Origin of the sequence: Microcoleus sp. T3_B1 (assembly GCF_036700445.1) — a bacterium.
Lineage (GTDB): Bacteria > Cyanobacteriota > Cyanobacteriia > Cyanobacteriales > Microcoleaceae > Microcoleus.
This window is the reverse complement of record NZ_JAUBOX010000026.1, coordinates 65,015-82,598: the sequence shown is the minus strand read 5'-3', so window position 1 is coordinate 82,598 and position 17,584 is coordinate 65,015. Positions and strand designations below refer to the sequence as shown.

16 protein-coding genes are annotated in these 17,584 nt (G+C 44.5%); 8 read left to right on the top strand and 8 right to left on the bottom strand.

The window, feature by feature from the left end; all coding sequences use genetic code 11:
* Window positions 1–162: 162 nt before the first annotated feature.
* Window positions 163–1,170, top strand: coding sequence for a 2-hydroxyacid dehydrogenase (locus tag QT990_RS16230; RefSeq protein WP_333142736.1), 1,008 nt, complete (start codon window positions 163–165; stop codon window positions 1,168–1,170).
* Window positions 1,171–1,366: 196 nt separating this feature from the next.
* Window positions 1,367–1,804: a CAAD domain-containing protein gene (locus QT990_RS16225; protein WP_333307115.1), complete on the top strand. Its 438-nt coding sequence runs from the start codon at window positions 1,367–1,369 to the stop codon at window positions 1,802–1,804.
* 231 nt (window positions 1,805–2,035) lie between these two features.
* Here QT990_RS16225 and aroA read toward each other — a convergent pair whose 3' ends face one another.
* On the bottom strand, window positions 2,036–3,391 hold the full coding sequence (gene aroA / locus QT990_RS16220) for a 3-phosphoshikimate 1-carboxyvinyltransferase (RefSeq protein ID WP_333142735.1): 1,356 nt from the start codon (window positions 3,389–3,391) through the stop codon (window positions 2,036–2,038).
* Window positions 3,392–3,818: 427 nt separating this feature from the next.
* Here aroA and QT990_RS16215 point away from each other — a divergent pair, with 427 nt between their 5' ends.
* Window positions 3,819–4,322, top strand: a complete 504-nt coding sequence (locus tag QT990_RS16215; RefSeq protein ID WP_333142734.1) for a hypothetical protein — start codon at window positions 3,819–3,821, stop codon at window positions 4,320–4,322.
* 47 nt (window positions 4,323–4,369) lie between these two features.
* On the opposite strand, the gene QT990_RS16210 is transcribed toward QT990_RS16215, so the two are convergent.
* Both QT990_RS16210 and QT990_RS16205 read right to left on the bottom strand, forming a co-directional pair.
* On the bottom strand, window positions 4,370–4,522 hold the full coding sequence (locus QT990_RS16210; protein ID WP_333300514.1) for a hypothetical protein: 153 nt from the start codon (window positions 4,520–4,522) through the stop codon (window positions 4,370–4,372).
* A 27-nt stretch (window positions 4,523–4,549) separates the two neighbouring features.
* Entirely contained in the window at window positions 4,550–5,029 is a 480-nt protein-coding gene (locus QT990_RS16205; RefSeq protein ID WP_333142732.1) for a hypothetical protein, read from the bottom strand.
* 274 nt (window positions 5,030–5,303) lie between these two features.
* Between QT990_RS16205 and QT990_RS16200 the strand changes: the two genes are divergently transcribed.
* Together QT990_RS16200 and QT990_RS16195 are read left to right on the top strand one after the other, a co-directional pair.
* A complete protein-coding gene (locus QT990_RS16200) occupies window positions 5,304–5,981 on the top strand; it encodes a hypothetical protein (protein WP_333307113.1) in 678 nt (225 codons plus the stop codon).
* Window positions 5,982–6,016: 35 nt separating this feature from the next.
* The gene (locus QT990_RS16195) at window positions 6,017–7,150 is read left to right on the top strand and encodes a DNA methyltransferase (RefSeq protein ID WP_333307111.1); all 1,134 of its coding nucleotides are present in this window, start codon (window positions 6,017–6,019) and stop codon (window positions 7,148–7,150) included.
* Window positions 7,151–7,161: 11 nt separating this feature from the next.
* On the opposite strand, the gene QT990_RS16190 is transcribed toward QT990_RS16195, so the two are convergent.
* Window positions 7,162–7,728: a hypothetical protein gene (locus QT990_RS16190; protein WP_333142729.1), complete on the bottom strand. Its 567-nt coding sequence runs from the start codon at window positions 7,726–7,728 to the stop codon at window positions 7,162–7,164.
* A 116-nt stretch (window positions 7,729–7,844) separates the two neighbouring features.
* On the opposite strand from QT990_RS16190, the gene QT990_RS16185 reads away from it, so the two are divergent.
* Window positions 7,845–8,144, top strand: coding sequence for a putative quinol monooxygenase (locus tag QT990_RS16185; RefSeq protein WP_333142728.1), 300 nt, complete (start codon window positions 7,845–7,847; stop codon window positions 8,142–8,144).
* A 266-nt stretch (window positions 8,145–8,410) separates the two neighbouring features.
* A complete protein-coding gene (locus QT990_RS16180) occupies window positions 8,411–9,220 on the top strand; it encodes an MOSC domain-containing protein (protein WP_333142727.1) in 810 nt (269 codons plus the stop codon).
* A 362-nt stretch (window positions 9,221–9,582) separates the two neighbouring features.
* Here the strand turns inward: QT990_RS16180 and QT990_RS16175 are convergent, their stop codons facing one another.
* The 4 genes from QT990_RS16175 to QT990_RS16160 all read right to left on the bottom strand — a co-directional run bounded on the left by QT990_RS16175 (window position 9,583) and on the right by QT990_RS16160 (window position 14,529).
* Entirely contained in the window at window positions 9,583–10,944 is a 1,362-nt protein-coding gene (locus tag QT990_RS16175) for an IS4 family transposase (protein WP_333142726.1), read from the bottom strand.
* A gap of 102 nt (window positions 10,945–11,046) precedes the next feature.
* Complete coding sequence (locus tag QT990_RS16170; protein ID WP_333142725.1) at window positions 11,047–11,871, bottom strand: Uma2 family endonuclease; 825 nt, start codon at window positions 11,869–11,871, stop codon at window positions 11,047–11,049.
* A 40-nt stretch (window positions 11,872–11,911) separates the two neighbouring features.
* A complete protein-coding gene (locus QT990_RS16165; protein ID WP_333142724.1) occupies window positions 11,912–12,781 on the bottom strand; it encodes a calcium-binding protein in 870 nt (289 codons plus the stop codon).
* A gap of 74 nt (window positions 12,782–12,855) precedes the next feature.
* On the bottom strand, window positions 12,856–14,529 hold the full coding sequence (locus QT990_RS16160) for a methyltransferase domain-containing protein (RefSeq protein WP_333142723.1): 1,674 nt from the start codon (window positions 14,527–14,529) through the stop codon (window positions 12,856–12,858).
* Between the two features lie 369 nt (window positions 14,530–14,898).
* Between QT990_RS16160 and QT990_RS16155 the strand changes: the two genes are divergently transcribed.
* The coding region (locus tag QT990_RS16155; protein ID WP_333465466.1) for a glycosyltransferase at window positions 14,899–17,584 on the top strand (2,686 nt) is incomplete at its 3' end.

The following is a 17,584-nucleotide window of genomic DNA, read 5'->3' as shown; positions in this document are numbered from 1 at the left end:
CTCAAGCTCAAAAAATGGTTTTTTGAGAGAGGCTCTTGTTACGAAATTCAATATTTCTCATGGAAAGTGGGTTGTTTGGGGCAGGGGCAACGGCGTTCTAGTAAAATTTAGAGTTGATCGGGAAAGAATTTCCCACTATTACTGGGTTTGCAGGCAAAAATCATGAAGGTAGCCGTATTCAGCACCAAATCCTACGATCGCACATTTCTGGAAGCAGCGAATGTCGGCGGCAAACACGATTTAGTTTTTTTTGAACCGCGTCTGAACCTGGAAACCAGCGTTTTGGCTGCTGGATTTCCGGCCGTTTGCGCGTTCGTGAACGACTGCTTGGACGCGAAAACGCTGCTTGCCATTGCCGAAAAAGGCGTCCGCTTGCTGGCACTGAGATCCGCCGGATTCAATCACGTCGATTTAGCAGCAGCGAGGGATTTAGATCTAACTCTGCTGCGAGTTCCTGCTTATTCTCCCTACGCAGTGGCCGAACACGCAGTCGCTCTGATTTTGTCCCTCAACCGCAGAATCCATCGGGCCTACAACCGCGTCCGCGAAGGCAATTTCGCCCTAGATGGCTTGTTGGGTTTTGACCTCCACGGCAAAACGGTGGGAATCGTCGGAACAGGCAGAATTGGCGCAATTACTGCCCAAATTCTGCACGGATTCGGGTGTCGCCTGCTGGGATACGATGTTTCCCAAAACCCAGATTGCCTCGCCCTAGGCATGGAATACGTCGCACTCCCGGAACTCTTCGCCACCTCTGATATTGTCAGCCTCCACTGTCCGCTGGTACCGGAAACTTACCATTTGATCGGTGCAGAGGCGATCGAGCAAATGAAACCGGGGATGATGCTGATCAATACCAGCCGCGGTCAGTTGATTGACACTAAAGCTGTTACCAAAGGGCTGAAGTCTGGTAAAATTGGCTACCTCGGCTTAGATGTTTACGAACAAGAGACGGATCTGTTTTTTGAGGATTTGTCAAATCAGGTCATTCAAGACGATGTTTTTCAGCGTTTGCTGACTTTCCCCAACGTCCTAATTACCGGACATCAAGCTTTCTTCACCGAGGAAGCTTTGAAAAATATCGCCGAAACCACGATCGGCAACATCACCGACTTTGAACAAGGACGCCCTTGCCCGAATCAAATCGACCTCGCTCAAGTGAAAAAATGAGTCAAAAGAGCGATTTGGCAACGAAGGCAATTGTTTAAAATCAAGTCATATCGTTATTTTTGCTTGCAATTTGTGAAACTCTGCCTTAGTCTCATCAATTAGTCCCTGCAGCGCGGATGCTGTGCTAATTGCCGGAGAATTATACTGGCAGCAATTCACAGCCTGCAATTTTACCTGACAACGGAGGAAGTATTCAATGACACAAGCTAACTTTTCGGACGAGACACAAACAATCACTGAAGTCGTGACAGTAGATCTGGTGGAGGACAAACCGGGGGTCATGACTACAGTGACAGCCACAGAAACAACGGCCAGCCAGTTCCAAGATATTAAAGACCAAGTTATTACAATTTTGTCGGAACTTCCAGCCTATCTATCCAATTTTTTTGCTGACTACCAAAAGCCCCTCATAACTGTTGGTTTAATTCTGGCAGGCGGTATTAGTATTAAGGTAATGCTGGGAGTTTTAGGTGCTCTTAATGATGTCCCTTTGGTAGCTCCAGTTTTTGAGTTGATTGGCATGGGATATACGGGTTGGTTTGTTTACCGCTATCTGCTCAAGGCTTCCGATCGCCAAGAGTTGTTAACGGAAATTGATTCTTTAAAAGAACAAGTTGTAGGTAAAGATTCTTAGAGGAAGTCATTAGTCATTAGTCATTGGTCATTAGTCATTAGTCATTAGTCATTAGTCCTTGGTCATTAGTTAGTGGTTATTTGTTATTTGTAAGGCTATAGCCATAACCGATAACAAGTAACCAGCAACCCATGCCCAATGCCCAATGCCCAATGCCCAATGCCCAATGCCCAATGCCCAATGCCCAATGCCCAATGCCCAATGCCCAATGCCAATTCCCAATGCCCAATCTTAATTTGGATGGCAAACTTGCTGCAAAGTGGCGGTAAAGTCGGGGTAGGAAATGGCAGCGGCTTCGGCCCGGTGAATGTTAGTAATACCTGTGGCGTTGAGCGCTGCGATCGCCAAACTCATCGCTATTCGGTGGTCGGTGTAGCTGTCAACATCCGCGCCGGTCAAAGGAGTTCCCCCGGTAATTTCTAAACCGTCGGGTAACTCGGAAATTTGGGCTCCCATGCGGTTGAGTTCCGCAGCAGTCACGGCCAGTCGATCGCTCTCTTTGACTCGCAACTCGGCCGCATCTCGAATTATTGTAGTACCCGACGCAAAGATCGCCGCTACGGCCAAAATCGGGATTTCGTCAATCAGTCGGGGAATTAAGTCGCCCGCAATGGTGCATCCCCGCAATTGGCCGGAACTGCGAACCAAAATATCCGCTACCGGTTCCCCAGCCGCCTCTCGCTGATTTTGCAGTTCAATATCGGCGCCCATCATTTCCAAAGCTTCCAAAATGCCTGTACGAGTTGGGTTGACGCCGACATTTTCGACTACGAGCTCCGAACCCGGGACGATCGCCCCAGCAACTAGCCAAAATGCCGCCGAACTAATATCCCCCGGTACAATCACATTCTGCCCTTGCAGTTGTGTCGGCCCAGTGACTGTCACGCTACAAGTTTCTGGATCGACGCTCAATTGGGCTCCAAACGCTCGCAGCATCCGCTCGCTGTGATCCCGCGACAGAGCGGGTTCTGTGACTGTAGTTTCTCCGCTTGCCATCAAACCGGCGAGCAAAATGCAAGATTTAACTTGAGCCGAGGCGATCGGAGAATGGTAGTGAATCGGTTTTAACTGCTGTCCCAGTATCCCTAAAGGAGCTAAAGAATTGCTTTTTCGGCCCCAAATTTGCGCTCCCATTTGTTGCAGCGGTTTAATGACGCGCGACATGGGGCGCGATCGCAAAGAACTGTCACCCGTTACTGCATAAAAACGCCCCGGATGAGAGGCTAAAATTCCCAACATCAGCCGCATCGTCGTGCCGGAATTACCCGCGTCCAAGACTTCCACAGGCTCCTCTAACTCGCCAATTCCGACGCCCCGGACTGTCACCCGTTCCGCGTTGAGTTCAGAAACTTTGGCTCCCAAGAGCGAGAAACATTTAGCAGTGCTGCGGGGGTCTTCTCCTAGAAGTAGTCCCTCAATAGTAGTTTCACCTTGGGCGATCGCACCCAACATCAAAGCTCGGTGAGAAATCGACTTATCGCCGGGAACTCGAATCCTCCCCACCAGCGACAAGCCCGAGGCCGGTTTTTGAATGCTTAAAGTTTGGTTTTTGTCAAGAAGCGTAGTAGTTATAATGTCAGCTTGCATTGAGATAAACTAGGATTAGATGGCGTTAGCTATCCTACCTTTTTCTCAGTCCTAAGTTAGTCGTCTTTTGTACGGCCTGCGGGTTTTTTCCCAATGTGTCCGGTTAACTTAAAGCCTGATTAAACTCGCCCGGAGACTCCGCTGTGAGTTCTCGATGACACGGGAGTGCGGACGCAACGGCACGGATTTCACATTAATTTCACAAATATTATCCGTGTATCTGCTTAGATTTCATGTCCTGCTCTCACTTATCGACCAGATGATTGAAGTTTGACTGAACAATTTTAGATTTTCGATTGCGAGTTTTAGATTTTTCATTTTGTTAAGCAAAAGCTCCGGAATTTGGAACCCAGCCCATCTAAAATCTAAAGTCTCAAATCTCAAATCTCAAACCGCCCGATCCACCACAACTCCTAAACTTTTATTTATGCTGACCCATCACCGCAAGCCTGTAAGTTTATCGCTGGTATCCACAGATTTACCTTTGTGGTCAGTCGTTGAAACCGCTGCTACGGTTTATCAAAAAGACCGGGATCGCTTTCACTTGTTGTTGCACGAACCAGCAATAATCGATCGCGAATTTTCCGAGGGCTCCAATGAATCTGCCGAGCAAGTTACAATCTTACCCCCAACTACAAAACCCCGGTTGCTCTGGCTAGAAGTTTCGCCCTATCGAGTCATTATGACCATGCAAGGAAACGGCAAATACAGTTACCGCCACTGCTGGGAACGAGGAATGTACGGCCTGAGCCGTTATTGGCTTCAGGGCGAATCGCTGGCGACTCCCGAACAGTTGCGACTCCGCAACTTCACTCGCAACTTGACGCTGACAGGAAAGCCGGAACCGGATCACTTGCAGTTAGAATACGAGTTGTGGTCAGAGAAAGTGCAACTCGGTCGCTATATCTTGAATCTAGAAATTCATCACTAAATTGGGTAATGGGGAATTAGTAGATGCTATAGCCGTTCTCAGGTAAATTAGGTGTTCCTGGGCATCGGGCATCGGGCATCGGGCATCGGGCATCGGGCATCGGCGCTTCCTTTTCTTTCTCCGAATTCTATAGCGCGTACCTCACTTCCTTGAATACCGCTATAGATGAAGGCGATGCCTTCCTCAAACTCAAAACTCACGCATTCAAAACTCAAAACTCTTAGCCTTTAGCGATCGCCCTTACAATAATTAATCAGTTTGCTAGTCAAAGCGTCTTGATTTGCGGCTGCTTGATTCGCCTGTTGGCCGGCTCTAATAATATCTGCTTGAGCTGTTTCGATTTGCTCTCGACCTTCTATACTTGTAGAAGCGAGATTTGCAGCCTGAAGACTTTTGCTTATGTCGCCTAGTGCTTGACTAATTTCCTGGAAGGATTTAACCGATGGCTTTTGAATTTCTTTGAGGGTTGAATCTGTTATTCGCAGAGCCTCAAGTTCGTTCGCTATCAGGTTCAAATTTTTAGCTAAGTTGTCGGTCGTTGCAGCATCGTTGCTGTCTTTATCAACATCAATGAGAGCGTTGCCTTTGTTGACAATTTCAGTAAATTTAGTACACTGGATAGCTCGGCTATTGCTGCAACTAATCGTCAGCGTACAGCAAGCAACAACTATCAGCAGGATGGCAATCTGTTTGCGAAAAAAGTACATGAACCCTCGGTTGCAAAAAAAAGTAGATTCTGGGATTTTATAGTAGAGTGCGTCACTCGATTTTCGATTTTCGATTTTCGATTTACTTGCGACATTGAATCAAAGGAGCTGGAACTTTGGTCTAAAATTAGGGATTGTCCACAAGGCGAGTGTACGCGGCACAGTATCCGTTTTTGGGTGTGTCAGCGGGCCGATCGATATATCGACTGTCGAAAAACTTTCGTGGCATTGAGACACGCTCTACTAAGCTAAACTACGTACCTGTTTAGGAACTATGGTCAAAAACAGCAATAACCTAAAGAAGGGAAGCATTTGGGGATATCTTACCCTGCTTTTGCCTATTTCCTTGACGGCGGTTGCCAGTTTCGAGTCGGGAAGGATGTTTTGGGCGATCGCCACCACAGCGGGCATTGCTTGGGCTTACAAGCTCTACCAGCAGCAGCAAAAACACAAACTCGCTCATTTAGACTCGGTTTTCTACAAGTTGATCAAGGAAAATCAAGGGCGAGTTACGGCTTTGGATTTGGCGATGAATGCGAAACTCCCCGGAGAAAAGGTTCAAGAGTATCTCGACGAACGAGCCTCGGAGTTTGCCGCAGATTTTGAAGTGACGGAACAAGGCGGAATTTTGTATTATTTTCAAATAGCTCCAACTGTCAATCAAAGCGAAACAGCTAATGTGGCAATAGCTGTTCAAGAGCCTCCCACAAATCGGGAAAAAACACAAGAGAAAAAACCAAATTTATTCCCCATTGCTCAAACCAAGACTCCTCACAAGCCCAAAATCTCTTTTACCCAGACGGAACTCTCTCGCAGGTTCAAAGTTCACGCAAGTACGATCGGCAAGTGGAAACTTAAGCCGGAGTTTGCTCAGTGGAGCCGTGAAAAAGACCCGGAGGATCTCGCCTGGGAATATTCTACAGAAAACAAGCGATTTTATCCCAAAGATTGAGGTATTGACTAATTGACGGGTTTGGGTTATCTTCAGTGGAAGTAGAACTTTTTTTGAAATTAAAGGCAAAGCAAATGCAGCACCAGAACCGAGAACAGCTCCCGCTAGATCGGATATTTCTGGGAAATTGTCAGGAACTTCTGAGCAGCTTGCCAGATGAATGCGTTGATTTAGTAGTATCCTCTCCTCCCTACAATTTGGGCAAAGAATACGAGACCAAGCAAGCTCTCAATGTTTATTTAGAAGAACAGAGAATTGTGCTGCAAGAGTGCAGCCGAATTCTCAAAAAATCAGGTTCGCTGTTCTGGCAAGTCGGTGCTTTCTCCGATCGGGGTATGCTAATTCCGCTCGATATTCGCTTCTTCCCAATTCTAGAATCCTGCGGGTTAATTCCTCGGAATCGAATTATCTGGGGGAGACAGCACGGTTTGCACGGCAGAAAGAAATTCTCATGCCGCCACGAGACAATTCTTTGGTTTACTAAATCCGATGAATATATATTTAACTTAGACGATATTAGAGTACCGCAAAAGTATCAAAATAAAAAACATTACCGGGGTTCTCGCAAAGGCGAACTTTCATGTAATCCTGACGGGAAAAACCCAGGCGACATTTGGATGTTCCGCAACGTCAAACACAACCACGAAGAACAAACTATACATCCCTGTCAATTTCCCGAAGACTTAATAGCTAGAATTGTCTTGACTACAACCGTGAAAGGTAATGTTGTTCTCGATCCTTATATGGGTTCGGGTACGGCAGCCGTTGTAGCTAAAAACTGCGATCGGCATTTTATCGGTGCAGAATTGGAGCTAAAATATTATCAAGTTGCGCTGCGTCGTTTAAGCGGGGAACCGGACGAGCGCGGCTATTTCCCCAACTTAAAAACTCTGCGGGACTATGTAGAAAAAACCGGACAGGCAATAGAAGCATTTCGGTTTGACGTACAAGTAGGTAAAAAACCAACAGAACGCAGCAAAGCAAAAATATATCCCGAAGAGTATCACTTAGAAGAAATGGAGAAACGCTTGCTATATGAGGAAGCTGCTTTTGCTGCGGATATTCGGGGAAAAGCTCCACCAGTAGACCTCAAGCTAAATGGCAACGGTAAGAAAACGCTGAATTCTACTAAAATTGGAGAGCAATTAGAACTTGAGTTGTGGAGCTAGTATATCATTTTTCAAATAATCCGAATAGAACTGCGACTGCGGGGCGAGCGTCCTGAAATTATTTGACATTCACGATCTTCCTGAGTTACTATTGTCCTTGATGTTTGAGCGCTGTAAACAGTCAATTTTGCAGGTACTGTTGTATTCCTTTGCGTGAATAAACCAACTATTCTGAGCGGTACATTAAATAGATAGGCCGATAATACTGTTAACTGGTTCACAGCTTGCTCGTAGTAAAGGCTGCTATTAGCCGCAGGAAACATTTGTGATTTTGTAACTATAATAACAACCCTAACGGGCTGTCCTGTGAGAGGCGTGTTAGTGTTGAAAAACAATTGGGATCGCACGGTATTGTTTAATAGAAATGAATAGTGAGAAAACTGAACTTCTACAATCGCACCAGAAGAGCCAAAATCAACATCTGTTCCCAAAAATCGATAGATCGGCGGAATCGGGATTCTCGCTAGCCATCCAAGTTTGAGCAACTCAGTTTTGATGTATTCATTTGTTGCTACAGGATCGAAAACGGGAGCGCCCAGAAATCCAGCTTGAGCTGAAGCTTTTATGTGCAGTGGCATAGCAGCAAGTACGCTGCTGATTTGGTTCCATTCCGCGCTACAGTAGTTACTGATGACAGTGCTTGCCCCATTGAAATCCGTAAATTCAATTAAAATAGCAGAGCCTCCTTTTTCCTATGTCCAAAACAACCTTGCGAGTAGTCGCCCGCCTCGTCGCGTTTCCCGACAAAGTAGCAGAACTTAAATCTCTGCTGCTGAGCATTATAGAACCAACTCGTAAAGAAAAAGGCTGCATCAAATACGAACTCCTGCAAAATCAAGCCGATCCCACAGATTTTACCTATGTTGAAGAGTGGGAAAGTGCAGATTTGCTCGAACTACATCTCGGTTCAACTCACATTCAAGACGCCGTGCAGAAATTAGACGGTTTGGCCGTTGGGCCTCCAGATATCCGCCGCTATGAATTGCTAGCTTAATCGGGTTTTTATAGCAATTGGATTAATGTGTGTGAAATAGCTTCGATTCCCCCAAAGTTTGCGGGGCAGCACGCGGCGCACCCTACATATATAGGTTCTGCATAAGTCCAATTCTACTCACATCTTGCACTATTCTCGCTGAACAGGCTTTCCGGCCTGTTCCACACAGAGTAGATTTTCTTGTGGAACAGGCCGGAAAGCCTGTTCAAAAAAGGATTATTGACAATGGTGCAAGATATTAAATTTTACTAACTTCGGAAAAATTTATGACATTAGCAACAATAAAACAGTTATTTATTTATCCAATTAAAGGGCTGACACCGCAAGAAATGTCGGAGTTTGCTTTAATAGCAGGACATGGAATTAAGGGCGATCGAGCTTTTGCCTTAATGTTTGCAGATAATCTTGAAGCTGCAAAGATGCCTGCAGACAACGTGCCTTGGATGAGCAAAAAAAATTTTGCTGTCCAAAACGATTGGCCTCTGTTAGCAGCTTTAGAATGTCATTATCAACCGGAAACGACGATTTTAACAGTCAAGCGTCAAGGAGTTGCAGTCTTATCCGCAGAAACGAACACAGCAGCGGGGCGCGATCGCATCGGCAGTTTTTTCACCGAATATTTGGCGGCAATTGAACCCACAAAAGAAGCGAGACATCCGCAGTTTGCACCTTTGCAATTAGTCGGCGACAGCAGCGGCGAAACTCGTTATCCCGATCGAGAACCAGTACACATTTCTTTACTCAGTCAAGCCACATTAGACCAATTAACAGAAATTGCTGTTCAAAACATTGACGTGGGCAGATTTCGCCCGAACATTGTGCTAGAAGGTATGGCAGCTTGGTCAGAATTTGAGTTGATTGGAAAACAGTTTCAATTAGGCACGGCGCTCATAGAAGTTACAGCACGAATCGGTCGCTGTGTCAATATAGAAGTGAATCCAGAAACAGGCGATCGGGATATTTCCCTACTCAGTTTACTCCAAAAGGAATTCGGTCACGCACAAACTGGAGTTTTAGCCAAAATCATCAACAGCGGCACAGTTAAAATCGGCGATGTTTTGACTGCTGTAAAATAGATTAGGACTTATTATCATGCCCGGTCGATTTCCTCCGCTTCGCTTCACCCGAAATCAGGTAGGGGCGGGTTCACCAAAAATATGTGCCAATAATTGACAATCTCAAAAACCCGCCCGGCCGAGATATTATGGTCAATTTCTCGGACATGATATTACGCATAAATACCAAAGAAACCGGGTTTTTCACCAGCATTCAAGGATAAAATGCAGTAGTTTTGTAAAAAAACCCGGTTTCTGCGTCCAGGAATATTCTTAATCAAAAGCAACATTAAGATTGTGAATGCTGCCTCATTACTCACAAGTTAAGCTAAAAGCACTATTGTCAATGAGTAATTTTACTCATTTTTTACCTGTTGACCCAATTAAAATATGACTCCATTTGTTCCTTTATTATTGAAAAAAAATTGTTCGGGACTTCTTTGAGTTCCAGGGAAAGGAGAAATAATTAGCCTGACATGAGGTTTTTGTCGTCGCTTAACAATCCCTAAATCTTGATTTTTATCGGAGGCAAAATACTTAACTAAGTCAGAAGCTATTCCTTTTTGATAGGCAACCGAAAAATGATACATCCCCCGATAAATCATTTCTAAAGAAATACGTTCAAGTGGTACTCCTAATTCATCGGCAACCGCATCTCCTAAATCTACTAAAACCGCATAAAATAGCCAAGTAGCCCAGATTTGGAGCTTGATTCCGTTTAATGAACCTGTCCATAAATAACTAAGATTTAATAATCTTTTTACTGTACAAAATGCCTCTTCAATTCGCCAGCGTCTTTGATATAAATCTGCTACTACATAGGGGGGCAATATTTCGGGTTCTCGGACACTTGTCAGATAAGAACGCCAGGAAGTCTTGGAGCGAATCTGTACTAATCTTATAGTCAAAGCTGGTGTTTTTTTTGTGCCTGCACCTATTTTAATTATCTGGTCTTTGACATCATAAGTATTGGTTAATACCCGCTCCAATTGATAGGATGCACCTTTCTTTATTCGAGTGATAAATCCAATTTCTTGGTCGATGAGTTGTTGCCAAAAAGCGAAGTGATAGAAGCCTCGATCCAATAACAGCAAGGTTTTTGGCTTAACTATTTTTAGTAAATCTTCTTCCCAATGAGTATCTGCTTGTTTCGGATTTGTCCAAAACCAAATTTCTTCGGGAAGATGAGTTACTAGGTCTATAATTACTCCCATTTTTCCGGCTAATTGACCAATTGGCACATCTGATAAACTTTGTAGCTTCTTAAATAATGCTTCTAATGTTGAGCCATCAGCTATCCAGATATTATCAAAGTTTTTTAAGGCAAATTGTACGCTATCTGGTAGTGGTCTTGATTTTCTTGTTAACCATTTTTGGCGAAACTGAGGCAATAATTCTTTAAATACTTTTTCAAATAAAAATGCGGTCAAAGTTAAAAATCTTTGTGACAACGCTTGTTGGCTAATTTCTTGTGGCTGACACCATAAAAATCCTTCTCTATTTAATAATCTGGTTAATTCTGTTACTCCTGCTACGTCTCGCCATAAGAGACTTAATATTGCTGCCATCATTAATGGTAGTGTCAGAATCCTATCTCTTAAATTTAATTGGCGATAAAAAGTTTTTTGGGCAGCCATTGCTGGAATTAATAAATCTTCTAGGTGATTCGCTACCGCTTCATTTTCTACTTGGGGACGATTTTTTTTCTTTGCATGATCTCGGTTGATTCGTTTTTTGCGAGTCATAACTGGTTCAATTATGGCTAAACTGCTTGCCCGGTAAAGGTTTCATCCTATTTTACCTTTTTTGGTCTACCCCCTTGACAATTTGCACTTTTTCTTAACTTGTCACAAATGATGCTGCCTAACTTCCTCTACTGATAAACCGAGTGCTTCTGCCACTTGCTGTGTATTCAATCCCATTGCCAACAACCGAGGGATGGCATCCCGCCGTGCTTGGGCTTCTGCATTCAAAGCCTGCTCTGCTAAGGAAGCTCGTTCTGTACCTGTCAGCAGCAAATTGCCCTCGCTGTCCCACCACCGCAGCCACAGCATTGTCTGGTTTTGATAACGGCCTTCCCACAGTCCTAATTCTACGCCCATTGGCGCGATCGGATAATGACCGCGATCGTTCGGAAGCAACTGCTGGTAAAACCCATTGTTCAGGCTGTAAACCTCCAGCCTGCCACTATTGATCTCATAGATGCCATAATACGGAATCCGCATGATCCGCTCATAGACCCAAAACTTCCCAGGTCTTGGCGCCGATTCGACTTCTGAGTACGATAGCGGCGTTGTGTCTCGCTCTTGAGAACCGTCTCCCGATGCGAACTCCAAAGCAATCATCGGAGCCATGAATTCCCGCCACAGCACGTAAGAGCGACGAATCTGATTTCCTAGTCTTGGTGGCACGTTCGGCACGTAGAACCAATCAGGAGCTTCTGCTCCCTTTTCAAGTGGGTCTGTTTCTCGCCAGTAGATGCCACAGTCTTGCCCTATAGCATATTGCCCATCGGGATGAAGCCCTTGCAATACCGACCCGATAGAATCAGTCAAAATAATGCTCTGAGGATGCTCCTGAAAATTCTTCACAAAAGTGCCGTCTTCCTCTGGCAGTTGAGTGTGGTCGGGGAAGGGAGAGGGAAGGACAATCTTTTCGGTTGCCGGGGTCATGCTACCTCTCAAGTATTGCAGCTTACCTGAATATCTTAACTCATCCTTCTTCGGGTATCCTCACCTTATTACCAATCAAGTTCAGAAAACTCGCTCCAAAATGTTGAATCTCCAAAAAATTAGCATAAGCAGGAGTTGACTTGTAAACTCTAAAAGTCCGCATAATTCCTAAAGTCGCCGCGCTTTCCAGCGGGCCGATAAAGCTAGTATCCCTATCCAAAAAATGAGACTGCTTAGCCCAGTGTGCCATCTGTTCCGCATTCAAAAAATAGCAGCCGGAATGAGGATTCAACGCCCGCTCAAAAGCGATTTTTTGTTCCATGATTTTTCCCGTTAACTGCCGCTGCTCCTCTACATTTTGAAACGGAGAAGTCGCTGAGTCTGCTAAATCACCATCAACATATGCTTTAAAAACCGCGCCTTTAGGCGCTATTTCATAGCGATTAGGTTGCAGCAAATTCCCATTTCCTCCGTGATGCGTAAACCACTTTAATTTACTAAAAAACCACGGATCATGCAGAACTAAATCATCTTCCAAATAACAGAAATAATCGTATTTGTTAAGACACGCTCGCAAAACTGCTTGACACTCAAACCCCAACAGCAGCGGTTCGCATTTTGTAGCATGGTGCATAAAACATCTGGGCTGCACTGGCAGTTGAGGCAACAGATGATAACCTTGAGTAGTGCAAACAACAATGTCAATTTCGTGCTGTTGAGATTGATTTGCTGGGATAGTTGCACATTCGCTAATGTCAATCATGGACTGAGATTTGCCGTACAAAGCTTGCAGCGATGTCACGCAAGCGGTTAAAGCATTTAGTCGTGGTTGCGGATCATTTCGCTGGGAAGCGTGTTTCCCGTCGCCGCTGGGATTGTAAAAGTGAGCAATAGTGAATAGAATTCGCATAGGTGTGGAGTAAAAATTAAAAATTAAACAATAAAACAGAACGATCGCACAATAGCCTATAAATCTTACCGCACTTAGTCACCAAATAACTCCGGCAGGCGATCGCGCAACTCAGCATTTAAACGTGGCAACTCCTCCCGCATCTGTAAGTACCAATCTCGCCGCTGCCGGTAGTGCCCGCACAGTAAGCGGTTGTCCCGCACCCATTCGTAAGCATTCGCGGCTATTTTCCGGCGCCGAGAAGTGTCAGAAATCAGCGAATTTAGTTTGGTTTCAAACTCTTTTTCATATCTATAAATCAATCCGGTTTCACCTTCGACAATCGAATGTTCGTACACAGTGGGACTTGCCAGCACCGCTACTCCCCGCGCTGCACATTCAATAAATTTTAAGTCGGATTTCATTTCGTTAACCGGGTTGGAAACAAGCGGTAGCAAAGCTATATCGCAACTGTACATAATTTCTTGATACCGTTCGTAACTGCAAAATGGTTCAAATTCTTTTTGCTGTATTTCCAACGCTTCAAAAAAACGGCTGTCGTGGATTACTTTAACTCTAATCCTGTGCTTGTGTGCGACTAAAACTCGATTGAGCGCTGCCATAATCGGCTGCCAATCTTTTTCGCGGTTGAGTGCACCAAAAAAGATGGTGACTGTATCTTCTGTCGGATAAATTCGCGCCGGAGGTAGATAAGCTAATTGATTGGGAAATACGGCAACATTGTGATTGTAAGACCGCAAAATTTTTGCTAGCGGTTCTGTAGAAGTTTGCACGCAGTGACAGCCGCGATAGCTGAGGTAATTATTGTCGGCGTATTCGCGGCGGCGAATGGGGTTGTCGTCAATCTCAGCTACTATTAAATAGCCTTGTTTAAGCAGTTCTTTGAGTTGGGGAATATAGCCGGGGTATTGCATGATTGTCCGCTGCCAGATGAAGACTTTTTCTTCTCCCAGCAGTGGCGGAATTAATTCTGCTGTTTTCACGGCGGATACGGTGCGGACACCGGGAATTGTAGCGCTAAATTTGTCCGGTTCCAAAACTCGCACACGATCGCACCCTGTAGGAGCCATAATGATAGTCTGAATCAGCAGTCTGCGCGCAGGTACGGTCGATTTGGTCGATCGCACGATATAATATTCAGCACCAGTTTCAGTAGCAAAACTGCTCGATGTTAGCTCTAAAGCCTTTACCATTGGATGCAGTAATTCCTGAAAGTGGACAAAATTTTCGGTTTTGTGTCCCTTCCCTTGAAATTCATAAACCTGCAATCCGGCTTGAGCAAATAGTGATTTAATACTTTCTAGGGTAAACCAGTGCTGCATCTTGTTGTCGGGATTTTCCCACTGTCCCCGCAACAGATTGACAATTCGCCGCCAGTATTGAACATTAGGGATTCTGGCGAGAATTTGCCCCTCTGGATTCAGCAAAGCACTGTACTGCTTGAGCACTTCCCAAGGGTTTTTGAGATAGGGTAGCAAGTCACCAAAAACCAAACAATCGACGGTTCCTGGGGCGATGTCGAGACTTTCGAGAGCAATTTCTTCAATATCGGCTACCGTCACCCAGTTTAGCCGATCGACTGCAATTTTAGCTTTTTCTCGATCGCATTCAATGCCAATATACTGACAATGGGGAGTGATCAGCTTGTACTGTTCGCCCGTCGAGCCCGTACCGCAACCAATTTCAACAATGACTTTAGCATCCGGCGGGAGCAGCTTCAAGAGGTCGTGGTTGACGCGATCGATCACTTTCTCTAAAATTCCTGATTAGTTTATCGTAAAATAAAACAGAGCCACCCATGCCGACAGACAACCAGCCGAAGGTTAGCATTGCGATGCCAGTATACAATGGCGATCGGCACATTTGTCAAGCACCAAATTTTTTGTTGCCAACTCTTTCTCTTCCCTCTCTTCTCTTCCTCTGCGTTCTCTGCGGCCTCTGCGGTTCATTTAATCTTATTCACCCATCCTACAAGGATTGCTATATCTTAGCAAATATTGAGCAAAATTATAATTTATTCTTAACCCATATCCTCATTTAGCGCGATTTAGGAACTCCCTTAATTCTGCTTTTTCCCCAAAAATCAACACAACAATTTGCTAAATACATTAGAAACTATGAAGCCTAATCTAGGAATGAACATCGCCGGCTACATCAACGGCGAATTTGGCATAGGAGAAGGTGTCAGAGCAAACATCAGAGCCGCCGAAGCCGCCAACATTCCCTTCGTCATCAACAATTTTACCCGCAGTCCCCACCGCAAGAAAGACACCACCTATCAAAATTTTAGCCAAGACAATCCCCATCCCGTAAACTTAATTCAAGTCAACGCCGATGAAGTTGCAACCTTTATTAAACATACAGGTTCCAGCTATTTTAAAAACAAATACAATATCGGCTTTTGGGCCTGGGAACTTCCCGCATTTCCCCCTGAATGGCAGCCAGCCTTTAATCACTTTCACGAAATATGGACTTATAGTAACTATTGCGCCGAGGCAATTTCCGCAGTCTCACCAATTCCCGTTATCAAAATCATGCCCAGTATTGCTCTTCCCGCACCTTCCCTGAAAAGAGAAGCACTGAATTTACCTAAAGATAAATTTATTTTCTTATTTGTATTCGACTTTTCCAGTCGCATCGAGCGCAAAAATACTTTAGCGACAATTCAAGCATTTAAACAAGCTTTTGGCGAAGAGGATCGCGTATTATTGATTGTCAAATCTTCTAATTCAAACAAATTTTCAGAGGCTCAAGCCTCCTTAAACTCAGCCATAGCGAATAATTCCAATATCAAACATCTAGACGGGTATTTGTCCAAAGATAAACTTAATGGTTTGCTCTACAATTGCGACTGTTATGTATCCCTGCACCGCTGCGAAGGATTTGGCTTAACAATGGCTGAAGCCATGTTTTATGGCAAACCCGTAATTGCCACAGGCTATTCATCAAATACAGAATTTATGAATGTCGGCAATAGCTATTTAGCCAAGTATAAGTTAATCCCAATTGAGAAAGATTGCGGGCCTTACAAAAAAGGCAATGTTTGGGCAGAAGCGGATGTGGAACACGTTGCTGATTTAATGCGGTACGTCTTCAACAATTACCGGGAAGCTCAACAAATTGGAGCGATAGCGGCTGAGCAAATTAAGACTTTACTCAACCCGCAAGTTACAGGGAATAAAATTAGAAAACGTCTCGAATATATTGCCGAAATTACCGATAACTTTCAAAGCATACCTCTGTCAGGAGCTGCCAAAGCGCAGTCTGCCAAAATTAGGGCTAACTTGCCACCATCACAGCAACAAAGTCAATCAAAAGCAGAACTGCCAAACGGGCAGCCGAAGGTTAGCATTTGCATTCCGACATACAACGGAGAAGCATTTATTGGGGAAGCAATTCAAAGTGCTTTGGCCCAAACCTACCCTAACATAGAACTGATTATATCCGACGACGGCTCCACAGACCGCACAATTGCGATCGCCCAATCATTCCAATCACAAACCTCAGTCGATTGCCGGATCATACTGCACCGCAACTACGGCTTATCACAAAACTGGAATTTTTGCCTATCCCAAGCAACAGGTCAATACATTAAATTTCTGTTTCAAGACGACTTGCTCGCACCAGAATGTATTGAAAAAATGGTCGCACTCGCCCAACAAAATCCCGAAATAGGTATGGTTTTCTCCCCGCGCGGCATCACCATAGCTGAAGATGAATCTAACCCAATTTTGCGGATAGCTTCCCAATCAATTAAAGATTTGCATAAAAGTTGGTCTAATTTAAAATCTATTCAGCCCGGAAAAGAATTACTGGCAGATACTAACTGCTTGACCAACCCGATAAACAAAATTGGCGAACCGAGTACCGTCTTAATTGCCGCGCGAGTCTTTGAAGAAATAGGATTATTTGATTCGGGATTATCTCAGTATGTAGACTTAGATATGTGGTGGCGAATCATGGGGAACTATCACATCGGATTTGTAGACGAAAAACTGTCCTCACTGCGGATTCATCCCGAACAACAAACTTGGAAAAACTTCGCGGCTGGGGAAAATCATAAGGATGTAGTAAGATTTTACAAAAAACTACTCAATAGTCCTGATTACAGTTTCCTGAATCAACAAATCAAACAGCAAATCCGCCAAAAGCTGGCATTGAGAACCCAGCCGAGTTTATCGGAATTGTCAGCAATGCTTGATCAATACAAGAAATTCCCCTCAAAACAGCCTCTTCTCGCGCTGCGCCCCTACCGCCAACAGCTAGCTGAATATTGGCTGAATTTGCCAGCGGAAAAATTAGAAACTGCTTACTCGAAAGACATGGGGAAAGCTCATAAATTGCTACTACATAGCGGTCTCAAACATGAAACTTTAACTGACGAAGAACAAAGTTTTGTCCAGGAGTTATCCTCGAAACTTGCTGAAGGAGGGGAAATTGCCGAGAAGATGCAATATCTCCTCGCAGTGATGCTGTACAGCGACGCTTATCAGTTGCCGCTTGATTATAACAATGCAGCGATTCCCCAGTGGTTTTTTGACGACTTTCTGAAATTCCTATTTCAGTCGCCGAATTATTTTCAAAGGAGATGTGGCATTGTCAAGAACGGGCAAGATGCCCGTTCCACAAGAGATGAATTTTCTGGTGGAACAGGCATCTTGCCTGTTGCTTCCACACAAGATGAATTATCTGGTGGAACAGGCATCTTGCCTGTTAGTTCCACAACAGATGAATTATCTTGTGGAACAGGCATCTTGCCTGTTAGTTCCACAACAGATGAATTATCTTGTGGAACAGGCATCT